This is a genomic window from Kitasatospora sp. NPDC057198 (assembly GCF_042670125.1).
Lineage (GTDB): Bacteria > Actinomycetota > Actinomycetes > Streptomycetales > Streptomycetaceae > Kitasatospora.
In genome coordinates this window covers 16,095-38,836 of the sequence record NZ_JBHUWH010000009.1, presented here as the reverse complement: position 1 = coordinate 38,836, position 22,742 = coordinate 16,095, and the positions used below count along the sequence as shown (strand labels likewise).

At 73.1% G+C, this 22,742-nt stretch carries 24 protein-coding genes; 13 read left to right on the top strand and 11 right to left on the bottom strand.

What is annotated here, in order from left to right; all coding sequences use genetic code 11:
- Positions 1-48: 48 nt before the first annotated feature.
- Together ACFUEL_RS02360 and ACFUEL_RS02355 are read right to left on the bottom strand one after the other, a co-directional pair.
- Positions 49-1,458: an FtsK/SpoIIIE domain-containing protein gene (locus tag ACFUEL_RS02360; RefSeq protein ID WP_380234029.1), complete on the bottom strand. Its 1,410-nt coding sequence runs from the start codon at positions 1,456-1,458 to the stop codon at positions 49-51.
- Between the two features lie 6 nt (positions 1,459-1,464).
- Positions 1,465-1,818, bottom strand: a complete 354-nt coding sequence (locus tag ACFUEL_RS02355) for a hypothetical protein (RefSeq protein WP_380234028.1) — start codon at positions 1,816-1,818, stop codon at positions 1,465-1,467.
- A 201-nt stretch (positions 1,819-2,019) separates the two neighbouring features.
- Between ACFUEL_RS02355 and ACFUEL_RS02350 the strand changes: the two genes are divergently transcribed.
- Both ACFUEL_RS02350 and ACFUEL_RS02345 read left to right on the top strand, forming a co-directional pair.
- Positions 2,020-2,808, top strand: coding sequence for a GntR family transcriptional regulator (locus ACFUEL_RS02350; protein WP_380234027.1), 789 nt, complete (start codon positions 2,020-2,022; stop codon positions 2,806-2,808).
- 2 nt (positions 2,809-2,810) lie between these two features.
- Positions 2,811-3,569 carry a glycosyltransferase family 2 protein gene (locus ACFUEL_RS02345; RefSeq protein ID WP_380234026.1) on the top strand — a complete coding sequence of 253 codons (759 nt, stop codon included), beginning with the start codon at positions 2,811-2,813 and terminating at the stop codon, positions 3,567-3,569.
- A 77-nt stretch (positions 3,570-3,646) separates the two neighbouring features.
- Here the strand turns inward: ACFUEL_RS02345 and ACFUEL_RS02340 are convergent, their stop codons facing one another.
- Complete coding sequence (locus ACFUEL_RS02340; protein WP_380234025.1) at positions 3,647-4,210, bottom strand: hypothetical protein; 564 nt, start codon at positions 4,208-4,210, stop codon at positions 3,647-3,649.
- A 998-nt stretch (positions 4,211-5,208) separates the two neighbouring features.
- Between ACFUEL_RS02340 and ACFUEL_RS02335 the strand changes: the two genes are divergently transcribed.
- The 6 genes from ACFUEL_RS02335 (at position 5,209) to ACFUEL_RS02310 (ending at position 11,127) form a co-directional block, all read left to right on the top strand.
- Positions 5,209-5,394 (top strand): hypothetical protein, encoded by a 186-nt coding sequence (locus tag ACFUEL_RS02335; RefSeq protein ID WP_380234024.1) that lies wholly within the window; start codon positions 5,209-5,211, stop codon positions 5,392-5,394.
- A 216-nt stretch (positions 5,395-5,610) separates the two neighbouring features.
- Entirely contained in the window at positions 5,611-6,072 is a 462-nt protein-coding gene (locus ACFUEL_RS02330; protein WP_380234022.1) for a hypothetical protein, read from the top strand.
- A gap of 505 nt (positions 6,073-6,577) precedes the next feature.
- Positions 6,578-8,056 (top strand): APC family permease, encoded by a 1,479-nt coding sequence (locus tag ACFUEL_RS02325; protein ID WP_380234021.1) that lies wholly within the window; start codon positions 6,578-6,580, stop codon positions 8,054-8,056.
- Positions 8,057-8,141: 85 nt separating this feature from the next.
- Positions 8,142-8,564: a hypothetical protein gene (locus ACFUEL_RS02320; protein ID WP_380234020.1), complete on the top strand. Its 423-nt coding sequence runs from the start codon at positions 8,142-8,144 to the stop codon at positions 8,562-8,564.
- Between the two features lie 10 nt (positions 8,565-8,574).
- Positions 8,575-9,933 (top strand): dipeptidase, encoded by a 1,359-nt coding sequence (locus tag ACFUEL_RS02315; protein ID WP_380234019.1) that lies wholly within the window; start codon positions 8,575-8,577, stop codon positions 9,931-9,933.
- Positions 9,934-10,008: 75 nt separating this feature from the next.
- The gene (locus ACFUEL_RS02310) at positions 10,009-11,127 is read left to right on the top strand and encodes an aminopeptidase P family protein (protein ID WP_380234018.1); all 1,119 of its coding nucleotides are present in this window, start codon (positions 10,009-10,011) and stop codon (positions 11,125-11,127) included.
- Positions 11,128-11,166: 39 nt separating this feature from the next.
- On the opposite strand, the gene ACFUEL_RS02305 is transcribed toward ACFUEL_RS02310, so the two are convergent.
- The gene (locus tag ACFUEL_RS02305; protein ID WP_380234016.1) at positions 11,167-12,066 is read right to left on the bottom strand and encodes a LysR family transcriptional regulator; all 900 of its coding nucleotides are present in this window, start codon (positions 12,064-12,066) and stop codon (positions 11,167-11,169) included.
- Positions 12,067-12,165: 99 nt separating this feature from the next.
- Here ACFUEL_RS02305 and ACFUEL_RS02300 point away from each other — a divergent pair, with 99 nt between their 5' ends.
- A complete protein-coding gene (locus ACFUEL_RS02300; protein WP_380234015.1) occupies positions 12,166-12,537 on the top strand; it encodes a YybH family protein in 372 nt (123 codons plus the stop codon).
- A 76-nt stretch (positions 12,538-12,613) separates the two neighbouring features.
- Here the strand turns inward: ACFUEL_RS02300 and ACFUEL_RS02295 are convergent, their stop codons facing one another.
- Entirely contained in the window at positions 12,614-13,384 is a 771-nt protein-coding gene (locus tag ACFUEL_RS02295; RefSeq protein ID WP_380234014.1) for an alpha/beta fold hydrolase, read from the bottom strand.
- A 93-nt stretch (positions 13,385-13,477) separates the two neighbouring features.
- Between ACFUEL_RS02295 and ACFUEL_RS02290 the strand changes: the two genes are divergently transcribed.
- Together ACFUEL_RS02290 and ACFUEL_RS02285 are read left to right on the top strand one after the other, a co-directional pair.
- Positions 13,478-14,014 (top strand): PadR family transcriptional regulator, encoded by a 537-nt coding sequence (locus tag ACFUEL_RS02290; protein ID WP_380234047.1) that lies wholly within the window; start codon positions 13,478-13,480, stop codon positions 14,012-14,014.
- A gap of 178 nt (positions 14,015-14,192) precedes the next feature.
- The gene (locus ACFUEL_RS02285) at positions 14,193-15,413 is read left to right on the top strand and encodes an Ig-like domain-containing protein (protein ID WP_380234013.1); all 1,221 of its coding nucleotides are present in this window, start codon (positions 14,193-14,195) and stop codon (positions 15,411-15,413) included.
- A 24-nt stretch (positions 15,414-15,437) separates the two neighbouring features.
- Here ACFUEL_RS02285 and ACFUEL_RS02280 read toward each other — a convergent pair whose 3' ends face one another.
- The 3 genes from ACFUEL_RS02280 to ACFUEL_RS02270 form a co-directional block, all read right to left on the bottom strand.
- Positions 15,438-16,367 carry a GlxA family transcriptional regulator gene (locus ACFUEL_RS02280; protein ID WP_380234012.1) on the bottom strand — a complete coding sequence of 310 codons (930 nt, stop codon included), beginning with the start codon at positions 16,365-16,367 and terminating at the stop codon, positions 15,438-15,440.
- A 61-nt stretch (positions 16,368-16,428) separates the two neighbouring features.
- Positions 16,429-16,956, bottom strand: a complete 528-nt coding sequence (locus ACFUEL_RS02275) for a GNAT family N-acetyltransferase (protein WP_380234011.1) — start codon at positions 16,954-16,956, stop codon at positions 16,429-16,431.
- Positions 16,953-17,528 (bottom strand): helix-turn-helix domain-containing protein, encoded by a 576-nt coding sequence (locus ACFUEL_RS02270; protein WP_380234010.1) that lies wholly within the window; start codon positions 17,526-17,528, stop codon positions 16,953-16,955. The genes ACFUEL_RS02275 and ACFUEL_RS02270 overlap by 4 nt, the downstream gene beginning before the upstream one ends.
- A gap of 84 nt (positions 17,529-17,612) precedes the next feature.
- Here ACFUEL_RS02270 and ACFUEL_RS02265 point away from each other — a divergent pair, with 84 nt between their 5' ends.
- Positions 17,613-18,395 carry an SURF1 family protein gene (locus tag ACFUEL_RS02265; RefSeq protein WP_380234009.1) on the top strand — a complete coding sequence of 261 codons (783 nt, stop codon included), beginning with the start codon at positions 17,613-17,615 and terminating at the stop codon, positions 18,393-18,395.
- A 10-nt stretch (positions 18,396-18,405) separates the two neighbouring features.
- Here ACFUEL_RS02265 and ACFUEL_RS02260 read toward each other — a convergent pair whose 3' ends face one another.
- Both ACFUEL_RS02260 and ACFUEL_RS02255 read right to left on the bottom strand, forming a co-directional pair.
- Positions 18,406-19,095: a hypothetical protein gene (locus ACFUEL_RS02260; RefSeq protein WP_380234008.1), complete on the bottom strand. Its 690-nt coding sequence runs from the start codon at positions 19,093-19,095 to the stop codon at positions 18,406-18,408.
- 34 nt (positions 19,096-19,129) lie between these two features.
- Positions 19,130-20,953 carry a prolyl oligopeptidase family serine peptidase gene (locus ACFUEL_RS02255; RefSeq protein WP_380234007.1) on the bottom strand — a complete coding sequence of 608 codons (1,824 nt, stop codon included), beginning with the start codon at positions 20,951-20,953 and terminating at the stop codon, positions 19,130-19,132.
- Between the two features lie 207 nt (positions 20,954-21,160).
- On the opposite strand from ACFUEL_RS02255, the gene ACFUEL_RS02250 reads away from it, so the two are divergent.
- Positions 21,161-21,742, top strand: a complete 582-nt coding sequence (locus ACFUEL_RS02250) for a hypothetical protein (protein ID WP_380234006.1) — start codon at positions 21,161-21,163, stop codon at positions 21,740-21,742.
- 22 nt (positions 21,743-21,764) lie between these two features.
- On the opposite strand, the gene ACFUEL_RS02245 is transcribed toward ACFUEL_RS02250, so the two are convergent.
- Positions 21,765-22,631 (bottom strand): helix-turn-helix transcriptional regulator, encoded by an 867-nt coding sequence (locus ACFUEL_RS02245; protein WP_380234004.1) that lies wholly within the window; start codon positions 22,629-22,631, stop codon positions 21,765-21,767.
- Between the last annotated feature and the right edge of the window lie 111 nt (positions 22,632-22,742).

The window sequence follows — 22,742 nt, the reverse complement described above, 5'->3', positions numbered from 1 at the left end:
TAGGGACTTGGCGCGATGCGGACACGCCGGTCGTACTTGCGTGGGGTGCTACTCGGCGATCGGGGCCGAGGCGTAGAGCGGCGGGGCGGACGGCATCGGCGGGACGTCAGCCGAGCTTCCGAAGGTCGCCGCGTCCTGCGGGCGGAACGCCGCCAGGCGGTACAGGTCGGGCGTCAGGTACGCGAACTTGGCGCAGCGGTCGGCGACTTCGCCGAGCGAGCGGTACGGGGTGCGGATCTCGTACCACCGGCCGGAGGTGTCGCCCGCGATGGCCATGCCGGGCATGGTCGGGCTGATCCGGGTGGCCGCGACCATGGCCGCCTCGGAAATGTCACCGAGGCCCATGCGCGCGGTCTCCACGTCGTTGACGCGATGGACGGTTCGGCCGGTGAGCTGGGAGCGCAGCATGGTCGCCCCCTTGCCCAGGTCGGATCCGAAGCGCTGGCCGTTGATCTCCAGGAAGATGCCTGCGGCGCGGGCGAGTTGGGCGAGCCGGATCAGCGAGGTGACGATCTGGTTCCGGCGCGGTTCGTCGGCTTTCGACGCCACGAGGAACAGTTCGGCGATCTCGTCCACCAGCACCACGATCGGCACCGGACGGACCTTCTCCGGCAGGCCCCACACGTCGGCGGTCATCTCCTCCGCCGGCACCGAGCCGGGCATGCCCTGGTAGGCCCGGATCAGGTCGTACCGGTCGTCCATCTCGATCAGCAGCGCCAGCAGCAGGCCGAGCGCTTCCTCCTGGCTGGTGGCCAGCGCCGAGAGCCGAGGGGCGAACGGGCGCTGTTCGATGCCGCCCTTGCAGTCGATGCCGACCAGGGCGACCGGCTGGGTGGCCAGGCCGTGGATCAGGTTCCGGGTCAGCATGGACTTGCCGGACTGGCTCGCGCCGAGGACCAGGCCGTGCGCAACCTCCCGGAAGTCCCGGACGTGCGCGGTGCCGTCCGAACGCTGGGCGACCGGGACGCGCAGCAGGCCATCGCCCTTGATGCCGGTCCGGCGCGGCATCCGGACTTCCCGGAGCACGTCGTAGCCGACGATCCGCAGGTCCACGATCCCGGGCTTGACCTCGGTGACGTACACCGCGTGGACGCCCCAGGCGTGCCGGAGCCGCTGGGCGGCGTTGGCCACATCCTCGGTCTCCTGCCCACGGGCGAGCCGGAGGCGGATCCGCAGGCCGGTGGCCGAGCCCCGGATGCCCTTGATCTTCGGGACGGCGGGCTTGCTCTCCCGGTTGGTCGCCTGAGCCGCCATGGCCCGCCAGAACGACGGTTCGACCGTCAGCCCGCAGGACTCCATCACGGCGTCGTAGTCGCGGTGGATCCGGGCGATGGTCAGCGGGAGTCCGACCGTGGACCAGTACGCCCGCGGGTGCTTCACCTTCGCGTAGAGCGCGGCCCCGGTGCCGGCGGCGGCCGGGATGCCGAGTTCGAGGAGCGCGGCGGTCAGCGCGGACACCGGTCATCAGCCCTTCGCGCCGACGAGCGCGGGCATCGTGGCGGTGACGGCCTCGGCGCGGAAGGCGATGCCGGTGCGCTTCTGGCCGTTGAACTCGTTCTCCCAGGGGCGGGCGATCAGCTTGGTGAGCGCCACCAGCGTCCCGGGGGCCAGGCCCTCCGGGAGGCCCGGCTGCGGCACGGTCAGCGACAGGATCTCGGCCTGGCCGTTGGCGACGAACGTGACGTCGAGCGTCATCAGCGGGGCGCCCGTCTCGGTGTCCATCGCCATCTCGCCGGTCCGCCGGTCCTTCAGCTTCGGCCGGGGCTCCTGGGCGACCATCACCAGCGCGCCGGTCGTGTCCACGGGGATGAGACGCATCTTCGGTACTCCTTCGCTGAGCCGGGGCATACGTCCCCGGGCACCGATCGGCCCCACGGAAGGGCCGAAGGTCATCAGCTCCTCAAGTCCTTAAGTCCTCATGAGGAGTTGATATGAACTATGACGGCGCATCAGCTAGTCGTCAACTCCTCTTGAGGACTTAAGATGTTCGGGAGACCACGACAGGACGGTGACGGCCCCATGGCCAACCAGTACGAGCGGATTTCCACCGATCTGCGGCAGCAGATCGCCAGCGGCGAGCTGGCCCCCGGCGAGAAGCTGCCGGCCGAATCGCAGCTCGCGAAGCACTACGACGTGAGCGTGCCGACGGTTCGCCAGGGTGTGGGAGTGCTCCAGGCCGAAGGGCTGGTCGAGAAGCAGCACGGCCGCGGGACGTTCGTCCGCCGACAGCCGAAGAAGGTCACCCGCACCAACGAGCGGCACCAGTGGGAGAAGGACCGGGCCCGCCAGCCGGAGGACGTCCGCAAGAGCACCGGCGCGACCGAGCACGACACCGGCCTGACGGTGGACGACCTGACCTTCAAGGCGAAGTACGACACGGTGCCGGCGTCGGCCGACCTGGCCGCCGAGTTCGGCGTTCCGGAGGGAACCGACCTGCTCAGGCGCGAGTACCGGACGGCGTACAGCCAGGAACGGCACCCCTTCAACCTCGTCCGCTCCTACCTGCCGCTCGACCTCGTCTCGCCGAACCCGGACCTGCTGCGCGAGGACTGCGAGCCGTGGCCCGGCGGGACGCAGAACCAGCTCCACACGCTCGGGATCGAACTGGACCGCATCGTGGAGACCTTCCGCGCCCGGCCCCCGACGCCCGAGGAAGCCGAGGAACTCGGCCTGCCGGTCGGTGTCGCAGTGGTCCTGCTCCGGAAGACTTCGTACGACACCACGGACCGCGTGGTGGAGGTCTCCGACGTGACCCTGCCCGGCGACCGCACCGAGATGGTCTACACGACCAAGCTGGAGAGGTGGTGAGCATGGCCAACACCGTCAGCGTCATCACGGCCGTGCACGGTCCGGCGGCGAAGTTCCTGACCGACGCCTACAAGTCCCTGCTGGAGCAGGACCTGCCCGCCGGGTGGGACTGGCAGTGGGTGATCCAGGAGGACGGCGAGACCGACGAGGTGGCGCCGCACGTCCCGGACGACCCGCGCATCAGCTTCGGCCAGGGGCGCCACGGCCGCGCCGGCATGGCCCGCACGATCAGCCTGGCCCGCGCGACGGGCGAGTTCGTCAAGGTACTGGATGCGGACGACATGTTGACGCCCGGAGCCCTGGCCCGAGACCTCGCGGTGCTCGCCAGCCGGCCGGACGTGGCGTGGACGACCTCCCGGGTGCTCGACCTCCTCCCCGACGGCCGCACGGTCGGCTTCGACCAGGACCCGCCCGAGGGCCCGATCGAGCGCGGCGAAGTGCTCCAGCACTGGAAGGCCCACAACTACCGGGCCCAGGTCCACCCGGCCACGCTGTGCGCCCGGCGCGATCTGGTCTTGGCGCTGGGCGGCTGGATGGCGCTCCCCGCTTCCGAGGACACCGGGTTGCTGATGGCCCTGGACGCCGTCAGCCGCGGGTGGTTCGTCGCCGACACTGGGCTTCTCTACCGGAAGTGGCCGGGACAGAGCACCAGCCAGGCCGCGCACGTCCTGGAGACCGAGTGGGAGTCCCGGATGGCGGTGATCGAGGCACGGGCCGAAGCCCTGTCCGCACTGAACACGTGGCGGTTCGACGGCGCCTGATGCCTGGCGCCGATCAGCACGGCCCCGGTAGCGAGGGAGACCTTGCCGCCGGGGCCGTTCGCTGTCTGCCGACTGGTCTACTGCTCGGCCGAACTCTCCCTCTGTTCCGGGAGGATGAGGCCGCGGGCGGTGTGCTGGTCACCGACGAACCCGCCGGACACCCCGAGGTCGGCACGGGCAACTTCGTGGAAGACGTTGATCGCCCGGAAGATCTCCGTGTGAAGAGCCCGCCACTCCTCCAGGGAGCCGTCCACCAGCCGGCGGGCTCGCCAGTCGATCGCCAGCGCGGCGGCGTTCACGGCGTGAGCGGACTCGATCACCTGGTCCCCGGCGAGCATCATCAGCCGCTCGAAGGCGAGCGCGCGACGGCCCTCCGCCTCGGTGAGGTCCATCAGCAGTTCGTGCTCCGTCCTCGGCATGTCGCGGATGGAGTGCGTGACCTCGTAGGCCAGGACGGAGGCGTAGATGCAGGACCGGACGCTGCCCACGTACTCGACGTAGGCGTCGAGCTTCTTCTCGTCCCAGCGGACCCGGAGGCTGTCCCGGCGCTTGCTGCGCTCCACGAGCTGATTCGTCGCGTAGGTGCTCAGCCCACCCAGCAGCACGGCCGCGATGGTGACGAGCTGTGTAACCGTATCCATGATCCCCCGATGTGACGCGACGTCAGCCGAACCAGCCGAGCATACGGACGGTCGGGCCAGGTCAACAGGGGGCAGGGGAAGTGATCAGGGGGTGGAGGAGGGGGTGCGTAAAACTCTTCTCTACGGGTTCAAGGGCGCTTCGCGCCCGGGGCGCGGCCCAACCGCTCGCCCCCGCCCTTGTCTTCGCCCGGGCGAGGCGGCGGCCGGCCGCGCACGGCGGACGGACGGTCGTAGGTGGTTGCGGCCCAACGCGCCGTCGTGGCTGGGGCGGGCGGCTCCACGGTTTTACCCACCTGCCAGGACCGGGCCCCGCACCGAGCAAGAACGGGGGGCCACTCGGCCAAATTGCGGTCAGGCCCAAAGAGCCCTGACCGAGTCGCAACAGCTTACGGCCCCCCGATCATGCTCGGACCCAGACCAGACAGGACACCGGCCAAAACCGCTACACCGCCCGCGCGGTACGTACTCCGCGCGGCCAATAAGACCACGCGGAGCACGCCTGATTACCGCACTCGGAGGGCGTAGATCGCAGCGACGGCTGCAGCTACGCCAGCGCCCGCGCCGATAGGCACCGCGACGCCAGGGGCCGCTACAACGACCCCCATGGTGACCAGCCCGGCAAGGGCGGATGCGACTCGGGCGGCCTTCGGGGCCCGCTTGGACTTATCGCGTTGGACAAGTAGGTTCACAGGTAGCACCTCTCGCTTCTGTCAAGGGAGAACGGTGAACGACGGCCTCCGGTGGAGCGGGGGCCGTCGCTTTTTTTGACCAGCCTTCCGGCTTGATTCGAGGATAGGGATCAGATCCCATCATTGACGAATCACTCATTCTCGGCCCTCTGACCTGCCATGATGCCCCGTCAGTCGCCCCAACCAAGCATGCTGTAGTTGATTTTGTGTCAACATATGTTGATGACGCATCGGCCACGACGGACAGCGGGCGGGTACTCACCCCACCTTGATCAACTAGTAAACCTGCTGCTGGAGAACCTTCCTGAGATGCAGGGGGACGAGACGTCGCTTCGACGGCTCCGGTTCCTGGCGGATCTCAAGGAAGTAGCTGACGCCTACACCGAGCATGAGGTGTCGATTGCCAGGGGTGGTGCAGTGACCTGGCGAAAGATCGGTGAGGCGATGGGGGTCAGTGCTCAGGCTGTCCAGCGCAAGTACCGCGAGTTTGAATGATCGAGACAGGGCTTGCAGCTCGGCTTCACCGGGTCGTCCTCGGGCCGTGCGGGGGCGGCCGACGCCACTCGACGACGACCATACCCCGGCAGACCAGGGAAGTGGTTGGCAGGTGTGTCGCAGGTCGCAGCTCCGACTGATCAGAACTTGCATATTAAGTTCTTGGGGCGGATCTTTGAATTGGGAAGTTAGCTTCAGGTCCGTTCCGGAGACGCCATGTCCATCGGCGAAATTGAGTCAGAAGAGCTGCCAGATCTCACGAGCTGGGACGATCTTAACGACGAGGTCGAGAAGCGCGACGGGGTGCTACGGGTCCGAATGACGACGATCAAACGCATCGCAGGAGAGACCACCCTCAAGCGACTCATCTGCACTCGGATTGAGTCCGATCTTGCTAACGTCGGGCTAGCTCACATCCCTCCTGATCTGCCCCATTCGCAAGGGCAGCACCTTGTGCTCTTCAAGGCTGGTTCGCCAGCAGCGGCAGTAATCAGGGCGATGAAAGACGGCAGCGCCTCGGCGGCGGCCGAGGATGCTCTTCGACGACTGAACACCTCGACCGACGCTATCGAGGTTCAGGCACTCTCTCGGCAGGTCCAGGAGGCGCGAGACCAAGCAACCGCGATCGTGGACGCCGTGGCGAATCTACGTGGCACTCTCTCGCCCGATACCTTGTGAGTGTCGGCTCAACAATCCCAAGAGCGCTAGGGAGAGACCTCGACGCATGAGTGTCTAACTGCGCTACAACCGCCCCGCACTCCGACGCACAACTACGGACGTCCGGGGACTGTGTTGGCAGGTCAGCCGCAGGACGAACACGGGCCAAGCAAGTGCCCGGGTTGCTTCGGGACGAAGAGGCCGTGGGTTCAAATCCCGCTACCCCGACTTCGTAACACCAGCCGGGGCCGGTGACTCGCAAGGGTCACCGGCCCCGGCTGTTTTTCGTCGCGGCTCCTGGGAGAAGTCCGGGAGAGGGCCAGGCGGGGGTGCGGGGCCGGGCGGGTCGTCCACAGGGTGTGGACGGTGCGGGGGCGGGGCCGAGGTGGCGTCAGGGTGGGGCGTTGGGCTGTTCCGGTGAGGGGGTGGGGGTGGTGACGGGTTATCGGATGCGGGGTGGGGGTGGGGGCCGGAGGGTAGAGGGGCGGGCTCCGGTGGGCGGGGTGCCGCTGCGAGGAGGCGGTGGATGAGCGCGGCGGATGTGCCGAGCCCGGACGGGTCGGCGGCGGCGGTTGCGGCGAAGCGGGTGAAGGCGGTGGCGGCGCCCAGGATGACCTGGCTGACGCTGGCGCTGATGACGACCAGTTCGGTGGCGAGTCTGCGGTCCTCGCCGACGATGGCGGTGTACGGGCTGGCGTGCGTGTTCCTGTACGTGGTGCCGGCGATCGTGTTCCTGCTGCCGACGGCGCTGGTCTCGGCGGAGCTGGCGTCGGGCTGGGAGGGGGGTGTGTACAACTGGGTGGCCCAGGGGCTGTCGAAGCCGTTGGGGTTCCTGGCGGTGTGGTGCCAGTTCGCGATGACGATCTTCTACTACCCGAGCCTGCTGGCGTACGTGGCGAGCACGATCGCGTACGTGGTGGATCCGAGCCTGGCCAGCAACGGCCTGTACACGGCGATCGTGATCATGGTGCTGTACTGGACGGGCGTGTGGGTGTCCTCGCGCGGGACGAACGCGGTGGCGGGCCTGGCGTCCTGGGGGCTGATCATCGGGACGCTGGTCCCGGGCGCGCTGCTGGTGGTGCTGGGCTTCGTGTTCCTGGGCCAGGGCAACCCCTCGGCGGCGCCGATGTCGGCGGACCACCTGCTGCCGGCCTGGACGGGGCTGGCGAGCCTGGTGCTGATCGTCAACAACTTCCTGAGCTACTCGGGCATGGAGATGAACGCGGTGCACGTCTCCTCGCTGAGGAACCCGGGCAAGGAGTTCCCGCGCTCGATGTTCCTGGCGGTCGGGATGGTGCTGCTGATCTTCATCCTGCCGGCGCTGGCGATCAGCTGGGTGGTGCCGGCCGACCAGCTGTCGCTGACGGCGGGCGTGATGCAGGCGTTCGACGCGTTCTTCCAGTACTTCCACATCGGCTGGCTGACGCCGCTGATCGCGGTGGGCCTGGTCGCGGCCTCGCTGGGCGGCATGCTGACCTGGCTGGCCGGCCCGTCCAAGGGCCTGCTGATGATCTCCCGGCAGGAGGGCTACCTGCCGCCGTCGCTGCAGAAGCTCAACAAGCACGGCATCCAGCAGAACATCCTGGTCGCGCAGGGCGTGGTGACCACGGTCATCGCGCTGATGTACGCGTTCATCCCGAACGTCTCCAGCGTGTACTGGATCTTCTCGGTGATCACCACGCAGGTGTACCTGATCGTCTACCTGCTGATGTTCCTGGCGGCGATGCGGCTGCGCAAGCTCCGGCCGGACCACCCGCGCGGCTACCGCGCCCCGGCGCTGGGGGTGCTGTGCGTGGTGGGCCTGCTGGCGTCGGCGGCGGCGATGGTGATCGGGTTCGTGCCGTCCTCGCAGTTCGGCAACGGCAGCGTGTGGGCGTACATCGGGATCGTCGGCGGCGGCCTGCTGCTGCTGGGCGTGGTCATCCCGTTCGGTTTCCTGAAGGCCAGCAGGCCCGAGTGGCGTGATCCGGCGGCGGCCGCGGCCATCGAGGAGGAGGCGGCATGAGCGAGCGGAGCGAGCGAACCGCCGGGTGCCGCGCACGGGCGCACGCCCCTGCCGGGCGGAGCGGGGTGGGCGCGTGAGTACGCGGATGGCTTCGCAGCACCGGTGGATCTACGTCGGCGCGATCGTGCTGCTGGTCGCGATGGCGGTGGTCGGCCTGCTGACGTTCACCCAGCAGCACGCCACCAACGAGTCGTTCCGGAAGGCCGATGAGCTGATCTCGAAGCTGCAGGCGGACGGCTACCCGGCGCCGGACCGGGAGCAGGTCGCCCGGACGCTGGGGACGGACGGCGGCGCGGTGTGCGAGGACCCGGCGAGTGCGCTGAAGACCGGCCTGCAGCGGGTGCAGATGTCGAACGGGGCGGCCGGTCCCGGGCAGCGGCCGGTCATCGTCCCCGACCGGGTGGTGCAGGCGGAGGCGCTGGTCCTGAGCGTCTACTGCCCGGACCAGCTGGACGACTACCGGGAGAAGATCGAGGACATCAAGACCGACGACACGGTCAGGAACTGAAGGGGAGCCGATGAGCAGTGACACCGAACTGGCCGCCCGCATCGCGGCGTTGATGCCGCAGGCGAAGCGGGACTTGGCCGAGCTGGTCGCCGTCCCCTCGGTCGCCGACCCGCGGCAGCAGCCGCCGGAGAAGTGCCGCCAGGCCGCCGAGTGGGTGGCCGCCGCGTTCACCGAGGCCGGGCTGCAGGACGTCCGGCTGGCGGAGACCCCGGACGGCAGCCACGCCGTGCTGGGGCACCGCCCGCCGCCGCCGGGCGCGCCGACCGTGCTGCTGTACTGCCACTACGACGTGCAGCCGCCGCTGGACGACGCCGCCTGGACGACGCCCCCGTTCGAGCTGACCGAGCGGGACGGGCGCTGGTACGGGCGCGGCACCGCGGACTGCAAGGGCAACATCGTCATGCACCTCACCGCGCTGCGGGCGCTCGGCGACGACCTGCCGGTGGGGATCAAGCTGGTCGCCGAGGGCTCGGAGGAGCAGGGCACCGGCGGCCTGGAGGAGTACGTCCCGCAGCACCCCGAGGACCTGCACGCGGACGTGCTGCTGGTCTGCGACACCGGCAACGCGGCGGTCGGGGTGCCGACCGCGACCACCTCGCTGCGCGGCCTGGCGAACGTCGTGGTGACGGTGCGGACGCTGGAGTCGGACATGCACTCCGGGATGTTCGGCGGCCCCGCGCCGGACGCGCTGGCCGCGCTGATCCGGATCCTGGACTCGCTGCGCGACGCCGAGGGCGGGACGAGGATCGAGGGCCTGGACAACGGCGGCAGCTGGGACGGCGTCGGCTACGACGAGCAGCAGTTCCGGGCGGACGCGGGGGTGCTGGAGGGCGTCGCCCTGACCGGCTCCGGGACGGTCGCGGACCGGCTGTGGGCGCGCCCGGCGGTGACGGTGCTGGGCATCGACTGCGCGCCGGTGGTCGGTTCGGCGGCGGCGGTGCCCGGCACCGCCCGGGCCCGGGTCAGCCTGCGCGTCCCGCCCGGCATGGACCCCGGGACGGCGCAGGACGCGCTGACCGCGCACCTGGTGGCGGCCGCCCCGTGGGGCGCGCGGGTCACCGTGGAGCCGGAGTCGAAGGGCTCGCCGTTCAAGGCCGCCACCGACGGCCGGGCGTACGCGGCGCTGGACGCGGCCGCCCGGGAGGTCTACGGGAAGCCGCTGTCCTTCCTCGGGCAGGGCGGGTCGATCCCGCTGTGCAACGTGCTGGCCGCGCAGTACCCGGAGTCGGAGATCATCCTGATGGGCGTGGAGGAGCCGCGCTGCCTGATCCACGCGCCGAACGAGAGCGTGGACCCGTCCGAGATCGAGCACATGGCCACCGTGGAGGCGCTGTTCCTGCGCCACTACGCGGCCGCCGTCCACCGCTGAACCGACCACCGCTGAACCGTCCACCGCCGAGCCGACCACCACCGAGCCGACCACCGCCGATTCGAGAGGGAGCCCATGCCCGCGCCGTTCACCACCGCCGACTTCCAGGCCCGGATGGCCCGCGCCGCGACCGCCGCCGCGGACGCCGGGCTGGCCGGACTGGTCGTCACCCCCGGCCCCGACCTGACCTACCTGACGGGCTACCGGCCGACCGCGACGACCGAGCGGCTGACCGCCCTGGTGATCGCGGCCGGTGCCGAACCCGTGCTGCTGGTGCCGAAGTTGGAGCGCCCGGACGCCGAGCAGGCGCCGGGCGCGGAGGCCGTCCGGATGGCCGACTGGACGGACGGCAGCGACCCGTACGCGGCGCTGGCGCCGAACCTGGACGGCGGCGGCCGGTACGGGATCTCCGACAACGCCTGGGCGATGCACCTGCTCGGGCTGCAGCGGACGCTGCCGGGCAGCTCGTACGCGGCGCTGACCGCGGTGCTGCCGATGCTGCGGGCGGTGAAGGACCACGACGAGCTGGAGCGGCTGGCCGCGGCCGGGGCGGCGGCGGACCTGGCGTACGGGGAGATCCTGGGGATGCCCTTCGCCGGGCGGACCGAGAACCAGGTGGCCGCCGACCTGGTCGCACTGCTGACCGAGCACGGGCACAGCCAGGTCGACTTCACCGTGGTCGGCTCCGGGCCGAACGGGGCGAACCCGCACCACGAGGCCGGGGACCGGCTGATCCGGCGCGGCGACACCGTGGTGCTGGACTTCGGCGGGCTGAAGGACGGCTACGGCTCCGACACCACCCGCACCGTGTTCGTCGGCACCGAGCCGCCGGAGGAGGTGCTCGCCGTGCACGACCTGGTGCGGCGGGCCCAGCAGGCCGCGTTCGACGCCGTCGCGCCCGGGGTGGCCTGCCAGGAGATCGACCGGGTCGCCCGGAAGGTGATCACCGACGGCGGGTACGGCGAGTACTTCATCCACCGGGTCGGCCACGGCATCGGGCTCACCACCCACGAGCCGCCGTACATGGTCGAGGGCGAGACCCAGCCGCTGGTGCCCGGGATGTGCTTCTCGATCGAGCCGGGAATCTACCTGCCGGGGCGGTTCGGCGTCCGGATCGAGGACATCGTGACGGTCACCGAGGACGGCGGGCTGCGGTTCAACGGGACGCCGCACGAACTGGCCTTCGTGAGCTGAGGAGGGGAGGGGGCCGCCGGTTCTCCGGCGGCCCCCTCGTCATGCCGGGAGCGCCGGGAGCGCCGGGAGGTGGAAGGCGCGGCGCAGGGCGGTGAGCAGGGCGCGCAGGGCCGGGGGCGGGGCGGGGCGGTTGACCAGGGCGAGCAGGGCCGGGGTGGTCAGGCCGGCGACGGGGACGGGGACGAGCGCCGGGAAGGCGGCGGCCATCGAGCGGCTGAGCACGGCCGCGCCGAGGCCGCGGGCGGCCAGGTCGGCGATCGCGGCGGCGGCGCCGGCCTCCAGGGCGATGCGCGGGGTGAGGCCGCGGGCGGCGCAGTCGCGGTCCAGGACGGCGCGCAGGCCGGTGCCGCGCGGCATGCAGACCAGCGGGTGGGCGAGCAGGTCGGCGAGGGCCGGCTCCGGGACGTCCAGCAGCGGGTGGCCGGGCGGGACGGCGGCCACCACGGGCTCGCTGACCAGCACGTGCGCGTCCAGCCCTTCGGGGGCGGGGGCGGGGCGGCCGATCAGGGCGAGGTCGAGGGCGCCGGTGCGGACGTCCTCGGTGAGGTGCTCGGAGTCGCCCTCCAGCAGGGCGAGTTCGACGCCGGGGTGGGCGCGGTGAAAGGCGGCCAGGCCGTCGAACAGCGGGGTCAGGGTGCAGCCCGCGACCATACCCAGGCGCAGGCTGCCGCGCACCAGGTCGGTGACCTCGCCGACCGCCTGGCCGACCGCGCGGGCGGCGGACAGCGCCTGCCGGGCGTGCTCCAGGGCGGCCTTGCCCGCGACGGTGAGCGTCACGGCGCGGGCCGTGCGGTCGAACAGTTCGGCGCCCAACTCCCTTTCCAGCTGCCGGATCTGGGCACTCACCCCGGACTGGCTGATGTGCACCCGCTCGGCGGCGCGGGTGAAGTTGCGCTCCTCGGCGACCGCGACGAAGTACTCCAGCTGCCTCAGTTCCATGACTCACGATTCTAGTGCGGATCACAACCAGCTGTTGGACTTCTGGTCGGCCCGGGAGGAGGCTGGAGGCACGGCACAGGACGACGAGGAGGAACGGCGATGGGTGAGTACGAGAAGGCGATGCGGCCGGAGGACCTGACCCGGCTCTTCGTGGAGCGCTCCAACGCGGGCGACGCCGCCGGGGTCGCGGCGCTGTACGAGGAGAACGCGGTACTGGCGTACCCGCCGGGGCAGTTGACGGTCGGCCGGGCCGCGATCCAGGAGCTGTGGGCGCAGGTGCTGGCCCACCGGCCGCAGTTCACGCCCGAGCCGCCGCTGCCGACGCTGGCCGCCGACGGCATCGCGCTGACCGCCACCCCGCCGAAGGACGGCGCCGGGGCCCGCGCCCAGGTGGTGCGGCAGCAGCCGGACGGCAGCTGGCTGCGGCTGCTGGACCAGCCGGAGTTCCAGCGCCCGGACGGGGAGGCGTAGGCAGCCGGGCGGCCGGGCGGTCAGGCCGCCGAGCGGTCAGGCGGCCTGGCGGCCAGACGCTCAGGCGCTCAGGCGCTCAGGCGGTCAGGAAGCGGGCGAGTTCGGCGGCGAAGGCGTCCGGGTTGTCCAGCATGATGTTGTGCCCGCTGTCGGGAACGGGCACCACGGCCACCCCGGCGTCCCGCAGTTCCCGCCCGCCGAGGTACGGGGCGCCGGTCTCCGGGTGGAGCAGCAGCCGGGGGACGGTCAGCGCGGCGAGCCCGGCCCGGACGGTCGGGGTGGTGCCGCGGACCAGGTGGACGGCGCTGCGGTGGAGCGCCTCGGGGCCGGCCAGGCGCATGGTGGACCACCAGTGCGGGCCGACCAGGTCGCGGATCTCCCGCCAGCCGCCGGCCAGGTACTCGTCCTCGGTGTAGGAGGCGATGCCGCTGCCGCCGGCCCGGCCGCGCCGGGGGGTGCCCGGGTCGAGGCTCGGGTCGACCAGCACCAGCCGGGCCGCCAGGTGCGGGTGCCGGGCGGCGAGCAGGACGGCGACCGCGCCGCCCATGCTGTGGCCGATCACGTCGGCGCCCCGGACACCGGCCGCCGCGAGCAGGGCGGCGACCGCGTCGGCGTGCTGCTCCAGGGTGTAGTCGAAGTCGGTGGGGCGGTCGCTGGTGCCGAAGCCCAGCAGGTCGACCAGCAGCGAGCGGGTGCCCGCCAGTTCGGGGCGGGCGACGGCGGCCGCGTAGTAGGGGGCGGCGGCCGCGCCGAGCCCGTGCAGGTAGACCCGGGGGCGGGCCCGGTCGCCGGGGATCTCGATCCAGCGCATCAGGGCGCCGCCGGGGGTCACTTCGACGGTGCGCACGGTTGGTCCTCCCGGGGTCGGAACTGCGGTCGATGCATCGGAAGGACTATACATCGACGTCTAGGTATGACAAGCGTGCGGGATGATGGTCCGGTGCTGGAACTGGCGATCCTCGGCTTCCTCTTCGGACAACCGCTGCACGGCTACGAGCTGAAGCGGCGGGTGGCCCACCTGACCGGGCACGTCCGCCCCATCGCGGACGGCACCCTCTACCCCGCGATCAAGCGGCTGGAGAAGGCCGGGTGGCTGGTCCGGCAGACCGAGCCCGGCAGCCGGGCCGCACCCCGGCACGTGCTCACCCTCACCGCCGACGGCCGGGCCGAACTGCTGCGCCGGCTGCGGGAGGCCGACGGCACCGAGATCACCGACGAGAACCACTGGTTCACCGTGCTCGCGTTCCTGCGCCACCTCGACGATCCGGCCGGACAGGCCGCCGTGCTGCGGCGGCGGCTGGAGTTCCTGCGGCAGCCCAGCAGCTTCTTCCACGGCGACGACGGGCGCCCGCTGGCCGCCGAGGAGCTGGACGACCCGTTCCGGCAGGGCCTGCTGGCGGTGGCCCGCGCCACCAGCCGGGCCGAACTCGCCTGGCTGGAGCGGACCTTGGACGAGCTGGCGCACCCGGCCGGCTGACCGGGCCGCCCCCGGCCGACCGGCCCGGACGCGCCCCGGCCGACCAACCCGGGCGTGCCCGGCCGACCGCCGTCGCACGGCCGTGCGAAACCGTGACACTTCTCCGGGGGCCCGGCCGAAACCCGGGCATCCCCGGGGGCGTGTACCTCTTCCGGAAAGACCGGATGGAGGGGGCGTCGTGCGACGGACAACGATGATGGGCGCGATTCTGGGCGGGGCACTGCTGCTGACCGCGTGCGGGGGCGGGGGCGGCGGCACGGGCGGCGGCACCGGGGGTGCGGCCGGCGGGGTCGCGGCGGGCGGGGGGACGGCGAGCGCCCCGGCGCCGGCCAAGGCGTCCGCCGCGGTGCTGTCGATCGAGCCGGGCGACGGCGCGAAGGACGTGGCCCCGGGCGCGGTCAAGGTCTCGGTGGCGTCCGGCAAGCTGTCCGAGGTCACCGTCACCGACCAGGACGGCAAGCCGGTCGAGGGCGCCATCGCCGCCGACAACCTGACCTGGACGCCGGCCCCCGGCGGCCTCGCGGTCGGCACGACCTACCGGGTGAACGCCAGGGCCGCCGACGCCGACGGCGTGGGCACCACCGCCACCAGCACCTTCAGCACGCTCGTCCCGCAGCGGACCGTCAAGGTCGAGGACAACGTGAAGACCGGCGAGGACTTCGGCGTCGGCATGATCATCTCGGTGGACTTCGGCGGCCTGAAGGTCAAGAACAAGGAGGCCGTCGAACGGGCCATCGTGGTCGAGGCGTCGGACGGCAGCGAGGTCAGGGGCCACTGGTTCGAGAACGACACCCGGCTCGACCTGCGCCCCGCCGAGTACTGGAAGCCCGGCACCACCGTCCAGGTCCACCTGCGCACCAAGAGCGTGGAACTGGCGCCCGGCGTGTACGGCGCGACCGAGCGCGACGAGCGCTTCACCATCGCCCGCTCCCGGATCAGCGAGGTCGACGCCGCCACCCACCAGATGGTGGTCCACGAGGACGGCAAGCCCGACCAGACCATCCCGATCGTCGCGGGCACCGACGACAACCCGTCCTGGAACGGCACCATGGTCATCTCGGCCAAGAGCCGGATGGAGCCGATGTCCTCCGAGGGCCAGGTCGGCCTCAAGGGGCCGGGCTACAAGACGATAGACCCGCACGCGATGCGGCTGACCAACTCCGGCACCTACCTGCACGGCAACCCGGAAGCCTGGGAGGCGGCCGGCCACACGAACATCAGCCACGGCTGCATCGGCCTGCCCGACACCCCGCAGGGCAGCGACGACACCCCCGGCGGCAAGGTCTACAACGTCTCGAAGATCGGCGACGTGGTGATCGTCCGGAACTCGATCAAGAAGCAGCCGCTGGACCCCGCCAACGGCCTGAGCGGCTGGAACCTGTCCTGGTCGCAGTGGTGAGCACGGCCTGAAAGGTGCGCCGCGTCAGCGGGTGCGGCGGCGGTAGTCGGCCGGGGTGGTGGCCAGGGTCCGGGCGAAGGCCCGGCGCATCGCCTCGGCCGAGCCGTAGCCGCAGGAGCGGGCGATCCGCTCGACGCCGTCCCGGCTGTCCTCCAGCCGGCGGCGGGCCGCCTCCAGCCGGGCCACGGCCACGTACCGGCCGGGGGTCATGCCGACGTCCGAGGTGAAGACCCGGGCGAACTGGCGCGGCGACAGCGCGGCCCGGCGGGCCAGCGCCTCCACCGACAGGTCCTCCTCCGGGTGCTCGGTGATCCAGCGCTGCACCTCGCGCACCGAGTCCCGCTCGGCGAACTGCGCCGACAGTTGGGCGGAGAACTGGGCCTGGCCGCCCGGGCGGCGCAGGAACACCACCAGGTTGCGGGCGACCGCCAGCGCGACCTCCCGCCCCAGGTCCTCCTCGACCAGGTGCAGCGCCAGGTCGATGCCCGCGGTGACGCCCGCCGAGGACAGGAACCGGCCGTCCCGGACGTAGATCGGCTCCGGGTCGACGGTCAGCTCCGGGTAGCGGGCGGCCAGCGTCGCGCAGTGCCGCCAGTGGGTGGTGACCCGGCGGCCCGCCAGCAGGCCCGCCGCGGCGAGCAGGAAGGTGCCGGTGCAGACCGAGACCACCCGCTCGGCCCCGGCCGCCAACTCGGCGATCCGGGAGGCCAGTTCGGGCGCGACCTCGCCGCGGGCACCGGCCCCGCCCGGGACGAGCAGGGTGTGCGCGGGGGCGGCCAGGTCGAGGTCGGTGTCGGGCAGCAGGGTCAGCCCGCTGCTGCTGCGCACCGGCCGGCCGCCCGGCGAGGCGGTGGTGACGGGGTGGCCGGCGCCGTGGAACACCTCCAGCGGGCCGGTCACGTCGAGGCCCTGCACCCCGTCGAACAGGACGATCAGCACGCTGCGGGTCGGCATGCCCCCAGCCTGGCGGACCGGCCCGGTGGCAGCAAGGACGCGCACCCCACCTTTCCTGCCATCAGCCGTCGAGCCGCTTGTAGTAGTAGGTGGTGTCGGCGAGCACGCCGTCCGGGGTGGCGGCGTGGCCGGGGACGGTGCCGAACGGCGTCCAGCCGGCCGAGCGGTAGAGGTGCTCGGCGGCGCTGCCGGCCTGGGTGTCGAGCAGCAGCAGGGTGACGCCGCGGGCGCGGGCGGCGTCCTCGGCGTGCCGCAGCAGGCGGCGGCCGAGGCCCGCGCCGCGGGCGTCGCGGTGCACCAGCAGCTTGGCGACCTCGGCGCGGTGGCGGCCGTTCGGCTTCTCCTCGCGGACCAGCGAGACGGTGCCCAGGGCCCGCCCGGCGGCGTCCTCGGCGATCCACAGCAGCCGGGTGCCGGCCGCGACGGACGGGCCCAGCGAGGCCCACCAGGCGGCGGCCTCGCGGTGGTCCGTGCCGGCCAGGAAGCCGACCGAGGCGCCGCCGGCCACCGCGTCCAGCAGCAGGCCGGCGAGCGCGTCCAGGCGGGCGTCCAGGGTTTCGGGGGTGAGCGGGCGGACGGCAGGGTTCACGGCAGCACCAGCGCGATCAGGTAGCGGACGGGGCCGGGACCCGGGCAGTGGAACCCGGAGGCGCCGTGCAGGCGGTAGCGGAGGCAGTCGCCCGCGGCGAGGCGGTGCGCGGCGCCGTCCAGCTCCAGCTCCAGCTCGCCCTCCAGCACCCACAGGTGCTGCTCCAGGCCGGGGACGGACGGGGCCCGGTAGCCGATCCGGGCGCCGGGCGGGAGGGTGCCCTCGACCAGTTCGGCGCGCAGCCCCGGGTGCGGCGGCGAGACCGAGCGGCGGGCGAACCCGGTCTCCGGGTCGTGCCAGCGCGGCTGCTCGGCGGCGCGCAGCAGGCCGGGCGGCCCGGCCTCGACCTCGGCCAGCAGCCGGGAGGCGGTGCGGCCGTACGCGGTGCAGAGTCGGCCGAGCTGGACGGCCGTCGGGCTGAGCTCGGCGCGCTCCAGCCGGGAGAGCGTGGAGCGGCTGATGCCGCTGCGGCGGGCGAGTTCGTCCAGCGGCCAGCCGCGTTCGGCGCGCAGTGCGGCGAGGCGGGCGGCGAGCCGGCGGTCCTGCTCGCCCGGAGTTTCGTCGTTTCCCACATCAGGGACGATATCCCGGATCGGGGACGGCCCGGGAACGGCCCCGCGCTCATCCCGAATGTCAGGAATGGTTACCGTGGTGGGGTGTACCGGTTCCTGCTCAGCCCGCGGTGGCTCGTCGGCACGGTCGTCGCGGTGGCGGCGGTCGTGGTCTGCCTGATGCTGGGCACCTGGCAGCTGGACCGCTTCGAGTCCCGGGTGTCGACCCACCAGGAGAACGGCAGGGCGGCGGCCGAGTCCGCGGCGGCCGAGGCGCAGCCGCTGGCGGCGGTGCTGCCGGACGGCGCGGCGAAGGTCGGCACCGACACCGTCGGCCGGACGGTGCGGGTCACCGGCTCGTACGACGGCGCGCACCAACTGCTCGTCCCGGGCCGGACGGTGGACGGGCACCGGGGCTACTACGTGCTGACCCCGCTGCTCACCGACGGCGGCCCCGCGGTGGCCGTGGTGCGCGGCTGGGCGGCGGGCGAACCCGGCACGGCGCCCGGGGCGCCGACCGGGCAGGTCAGCGTGACGGGCCGGCTGCAGGCCCCGGAGAACAGCGGCAGCGGCGGCGCGGTGGCGGGCGGCCTGCCCGCCGGGCAGCTGGGCACGATCAGCCCGGCCACCCTGGTCAACGTGCTGCCGTACCCGGTGTACGACGGCTGGGTCGCGGCGGACGGCGCCCCGGCCGGGCTGACCGCGGTGCCCACGGTGCAGCCGGAGGGCGGCGACGGGCTGAGCCTGCGGGCGTTCCAGAACCTCGGCTACACCCTGGAGTGGTTCGTCTTCGCCGGGTTCGTGGTGTTCATGTGGTTCCGGCTGGTGCGCCGGGAGGCGGAGGCCGTCCAGGACCGGGCCCTCGGACTGGACCCGGCCCTGGACTGACCCGCGCCGGTCAGCGGGCCTTCGAGGCGGACGGCTTCACGGCCTTCGGCGCGGACGGCGACGGCAGGCCCGTCGGCCGGCCGCTCGGGCTCGCGCCGCCGCAGGGCACCGGCGGCGCCGCGGCGGCCGCCCCGGCTCCGGTCGGCCCGGCCGTGGGCGTGCCGGTGGCCGGCGTGGCCGCGGGCAGCGCGTTCGGGGTGGCGCACCCCGCGCCGACCGCGCCCGGGGCGGGCGAGGGGTTCCCGCAGTCGTCGACGTAGTCGTCGCTGCGGGTGGAGCCCGAGGTGCGGTGGTGGTAGTGGTGCACCACCGTGCGGTTGCTCCCGCTGGAGCCGCTCGTACCGCTGGAGCCGTGCGAACCGCTCGAACCGCTGCCGCTGGAGCCGTGCGAGCCGCTGGAGCCGCTGGAGCCGCCCTTGGAGCTCCGGCTGCCGCTGGAGCCGCCCTTGGAGCTCCGCCCGCCGCTCTTGGCCTGCACGACCGTCCCGCCGCTCCCGCCGCTCCCGGCCAGCACGATGCCGGTGTCGGCCGACACGGTGCCGGTGTCAGTGCCGGTGTCGGCCAGCACGATGCCGGTGTCGGCCGCGACGGCGCCCGCGGCCCGGTAGCAGTCGTGGCTCCCGCTGTTCGTCGAGCAGCCGGCCGCGGTCAGCAGTACGGCGCCGACCGCGACGGCGGCCAGCACGGCGCGTCCACCCATCGGTTCTCCCCCTCTTCGGCCGGTCCCGCGCAGCTCAGCGGACGGTGCCGGGCGCCAGGTGGCGCCGGACGAAGTCGATCTCCAGTCGGAGCTGCTTGATCCGCTCGTCGACGACCAGCGAACCGTGCCCGGCATCGTAGCGGTAGACCTCGTGGACCTTGCCGAGCTCCTCCAGCCGCCGGACGTAGTTGTCGACCTGCCGGATCGGGCAGCGCGGGTCGTTGACGCCCGCGCTGACGTACACCGGCGCCTTGACCTGCTCGACGTACGTCAGCGGCGAGGAGGCCCGCCAGCGCTCCGGGACCTCCTCGGGGGTGCCGCCGAACAGCGTGCGGTCCAGCGACTTGAGCGCCTCCATCTCGTCCTCGTACGCGGCCAGGTAGTCGCCGACCGGGACGGCGGCCAGGCCGAGCGTCCAGTGGTCGGGCTGGGTGCCGAGGCCGAGCAGGGTGAGGTAGCCGCCCCAGGAGCCGCCGGAGAGCACCAGCCGGTCCGGGTCGGCCAGGCCGGAGGCCACCGCCCAGTCGCGGACGGCGCCGATGTCCTCCAGCTCGATCAGGCCGACCCGTTCGGTCAGGGCGTCGGTCCAGGCCCGCCCGTAGCCGGTGGAGCCGCGGTAGTTGACCCGGACGACGGCGAAGCCGTGGTCGAGCCAGGCGGCGGGCCCGGCCGCGAAGGAGTCGCTGTCGTGGTGGGTCGGGCCGCCGTGCACCTCGAACACCGTGGGGTGCGGGCCGTCGCCCGCCGGGCGCTGCACCAGGGCGTGCACCCGGCCGCCGGGGCCGTCCACCCAGACGTCCTCGACCGGCACCGAACCGGGCGGCACCGGGCCGGGGGCGCGCAGCACCACCGCGCCGGAGGTGGAGCGCACCGCGGACGGCTCGGCGGCCGAGGACCACAGGAACTCCACCGTGCCGTCGGGGCGGGCGGTGGCTCCGGCGACGGTGCCGCGCGGGGTGTCCAGCCTGGTCAGCTCGCCGGCGTCCAGGTCGTAGGAGAACAGCTCGGAGCGAGCCTCGTACTCGTGCTCGATCAGCAGCGAGCGGGCGTCCGGGCGCCACTGGGCGGACAGGTCGCCGGGGAACGGGCGGCCCTGTTCGTCGCGCAGGACGAGTTCGGTCTCGGTGCCGGCCGCGACGTCCCACAGCATCGGCTCCCAGCGGCCGCTGCGCTGGTGGGCGACCAGCAGCCGGGTGTCGCCGTCGGCGGGCGCGAAGCCCAGGCAGGCGACGCCGCGCGGCTCGTCGCGGCCGGTGACCTCGTCGAGCTCGGCGACGGTGGCGCCGTCGGCCAGGCGCAGCACCCGGATCGCCGAGTGCATGGCGTCGCCGTGCTCGGTGTGGTCGACGGCCAGCAGGGCGGCGTCGTACGAGAGGTCGCCGACGCCGCCGTACTCGGCGTGCCGGTAGACCACCTCGGGCCCGGCGGCGCCCGGGCGGCGCAGGTACAGGGTGGTGCCCTCGTCGTCGGTGGAGGTGCCGACCACCACGGTGCCGTCGCGGCCGAGCGCCAGGCCCGCCGAGTAGGCGGCGGGCACGCCCGGGACGGCCTCCTCGTCCGGGCCGCCGTCGAAGGGCTGGCGGCGCCAGACCCCGAACTCGTCGCCGTCGGTGTCGTCGAACCACCAGATCCACTGCCCGTCGGGGGACAGTTCGGCGTCCGTGGTGCCGTTGGGGCGGTCGGTGACCCGGCGGTGCCGGTCGGTGGAGCGGTCCCACGCGTACACCTCGTAGGTGCCGGTCGCGTTGGACACGTACAGCGCCCGGTCGGGTGCCTCGTCCGCCCAGTCCGGCAGGGAGACCCGTGCCGCCCGGAACCGCTGCTCCCACGCCGGGACGGCGTTCGTCTGCTCGTTCATGCGCTCATCCAACCCGATGGCGGGGGGTGATCGGAACGGGCCGGACGGGAGCGCGGGGCCGCCGCGGGATCGGCGCGGGGCCGCCGCGGGGCCGCTGCGGGGCCGCTGCGGGATCGGTGCGGACACGGAGCTGGTGCGGTGCGGCCGCTGACGGGCTATCAACGGTACCGTAACAAATACGGACATAACGACCAGAGGAGTTCTGCCGTGGCCGTTCCCGCGCCCCCGTTCGACCGGCTCGACGCGCACGAACTCGCCCAGGCCCTCGGCCTGGTCGAGGAGATCGAGCAGTACCTGGCCGGGCTGCCCGCTCCCGCGCCCCGGCCACACCTGCCGCACCTGCCGCACCTGCCGCCCGGACCGGCCGACCCGCCGGCGAACCCGTACGGCAGCGTCCGGCAGCCCTGGAACCACGGCCACCCGCTGCCCCGGCGCTCGCTGCTGGACCTGCTGGCCCGCCGCCCGGCCCGCCCGGCGGAGGTCAGCGTCGCCGGCCACCTGCGGCTGACCTCCCGCTACCTCGCCGAGGCCGGCTGGACGCAGGGCGCGCTGTGGGACGCCCGCGGCCGGGTCTGCCTGCTGGGCGCGCAGGCCGCCGTGCTGGCGCACGGCTACGGCACCGCGTACACGGTGCGCCGGGCCCGCGCCCAGGTGATGGAGGTGCTGCACGCCACCGGCCGCCCGGTACCCTCCCCCGACGTGTGGAACGACCGTCCGGGCCGCCGCCAGGCCGAGGTGCACGCGCTGCTGGAACGGGCCCGGGCCCGCGCGCACTTCCTGGGGATCTGAACGGCCCGGCGGGCCGCCGCCCTCAGGCCGGAACGGCGGTGGGCGCGGCAGCCGCAGTGGACGCGGCGGGCGCGGCGGCCGCGGTGCCCGCGGTGAGCGCCGCCAGCCGCTCGGCGGTCGCCGAGCCCGGCTCGGCGGTGTACACCACCAGCAGCAGTCCGGGCTCGCCGGGCGGGACGAGCGTCTCGTAGCCGAAGTCCAGCTCCCCGACCCGCGGATGCAGCAGCAGCTTGCGCCCGGACGTCTTCTCCCGGACGCCGTGCCGGGCCCACAGCTCGGCGAACAGCGGGCTCCCGGCCGTCAACTCGGCCACCAGCGCGGCCAGTTCGGGATCGTCGGGGTACCGGGCCGCGTCCAGCCGCAGGTAGGTGACCGTCTCGGCGGCGACCCGCTCGAACTCCGGGTACAGCCGGCCGCCGCGCTCGGCGAGGAAGGCGTGCCGGGCCATGTTCCGCTCCCGGGGCGGCAGTTCGGAGAAGCCGACCACCGCGTCGGCCGCGGCGTTCCAGGCCAGCACGTCCATGCAGCGGCCGAGCACGAAGACCGGCGCGGCCATCGAGTCCAGCACCAGCCGCAGCCCCGGCCTGATCCGCCGCGGCGTGCGCCGGTAGGTGTCGCGCGGCGGGCGGGCCAGGGTGTGCAGGTGGCCGCGCTCGGTGGCGTCCAGCCGCAGCACCCGGGCCACCGCGTCCAGCACCTCCGCGGAGACGCCGGTGCCCCGGCCCTGTTCGAGCCGCACGTAGTAGTCGACGCTCACCCCGGCCAGCCGCGCGACCTCCTCCCGGCGCAGCCCCGGCACCCGGCGGCGGCGCCCCAGCTCGGGCAGGCCCACGTCGGACGGCTGGATCCGGGCTCGGCGCTGCCGCAGGAACTCCCCCAGTTCGCTCATGCCGTCGACGATACGGCGCCCGCCGCGAAGGTGGTTCTCCCGGACCCAGGAAAACCCCGGCACTGGGTAGCACCGGCGCCGACCGGCAGAGTCGTACCCGTCAGCAGGAAG

Bases quoted from the DNA above. Each gene is read 5' to 3' on its own strand.
- ACFUEL_RS02300 (WP_380234015.1), top strand. From the start codon at position 12,166: ATGGGTGAGTACGAGAAGGCGATGCGGCCGGAGGACCTGACCCGGCTC.
- ACFUEL_RS02245 (WP_380234004.1), bottom strand. From the start codon at position 22,631: ATGAGCGAACTGGGGGAGTTCCTGCGGCAGCGCCGAGCCCGGATCCAG.
- ACFUEL_RS02355 (WP_380234028.1), bottom strand. From the start codon at position 1,818: ATGCGTCTCATCCCCGTGGACACGACCGGCGCGCTGGTGATGGTCGCC.
- ACFUEL_RS02260 (WP_380234008.1), bottom strand. From the start codon at position 19,095: ATGGGTGGACGCGCCGTGCTGGCCGCCGTCGCGGTCGGCGCCGTACTG.
- ACFUEL_RS02280 (WP_380234012.1), bottom strand. From the start codon at position 16,367: ATGCCGACCCGCAGCGTGCTGATCGTCCTGTTCGACGGGGTGCAGGGC.
- ACFUEL_RS02350 (WP_380234027.1), top strand. From the start codon at position 2,020: ATGGCCAACCAGTACGAGCGGATTTCCACCGATCTGCGGCAGCAGATC.
- ACFUEL_RS02255 (WP_380234007.1), bottom strand. From the start codon at position 20,953: ATGAACGAGCAGACGAACGCCGTCCCGGCGTGGGAGCAGCGGTTCCGG.
- ACFUEL_RS02315 (WP_380234019.1), top strand. From the start codon at position 8,575: ATGAGCAGTGACACCGAACTGGCCGCCCGCATCGCGGCGTTGATGCCG.
- ACFUEL_RS02335 (WP_380234024.1), top strand. From the start codon at position 5,209: ATGCAGGGGGACGAGACGTCGCTTCGACGGCTCCGGTTCCTGGCGGAT.
- ACFUEL_RS02305 (WP_380234016.1), bottom strand. From the start codon at position 12,066: ATGGAACTGAGGCAGCTGGAGTACTTCGTCGCGGTCGCCGAGGAGCGC.
- ACFUEL_RS02325 (WP_380234021.1), top strand. From the start codon at position 6,578: ATGAGCGCGGCGGATGTGCCGAGCCCGGACGGGTCGGCGGCGGCGGTT.
- ACFUEL_RS02320 (WP_380234020.1), top strand. From the start codon at position 8,142: ATGGCTTCGCAGCACCGGTGGATCTACGTCGGCGCGATCGTGCTGCTG.
- ACFUEL_RS02340 (WP_380234025.1), bottom strand. From the start codon at position 4,210: ATGGATACGGTTACACAGCTCGTCACCATCGCGGCCGTGCTGCTGGGT.
- ACFUEL_RS02330 (WP_380234022.1), top strand. From the start codon at position 5,611: ATGTCCATCGGCGAAATTGAGTCAGAAGAGCTGCCAGATCTCACGAGC.
- ACFUEL_RS02310 (WP_380234018.1), top strand. From the start codon at position 10,009: ATGCCCGCGCCGTTCACCACCGCCGACTTCCAGGCCCGGATGGCCCGC.
- ACFUEL_RS02345 (WP_380234026.1), top strand. From the start codon at position 2,811: ATGGCCAACACCGTCAGCGTCATCACGGCCGTGCACGGTCCGGCGGCG.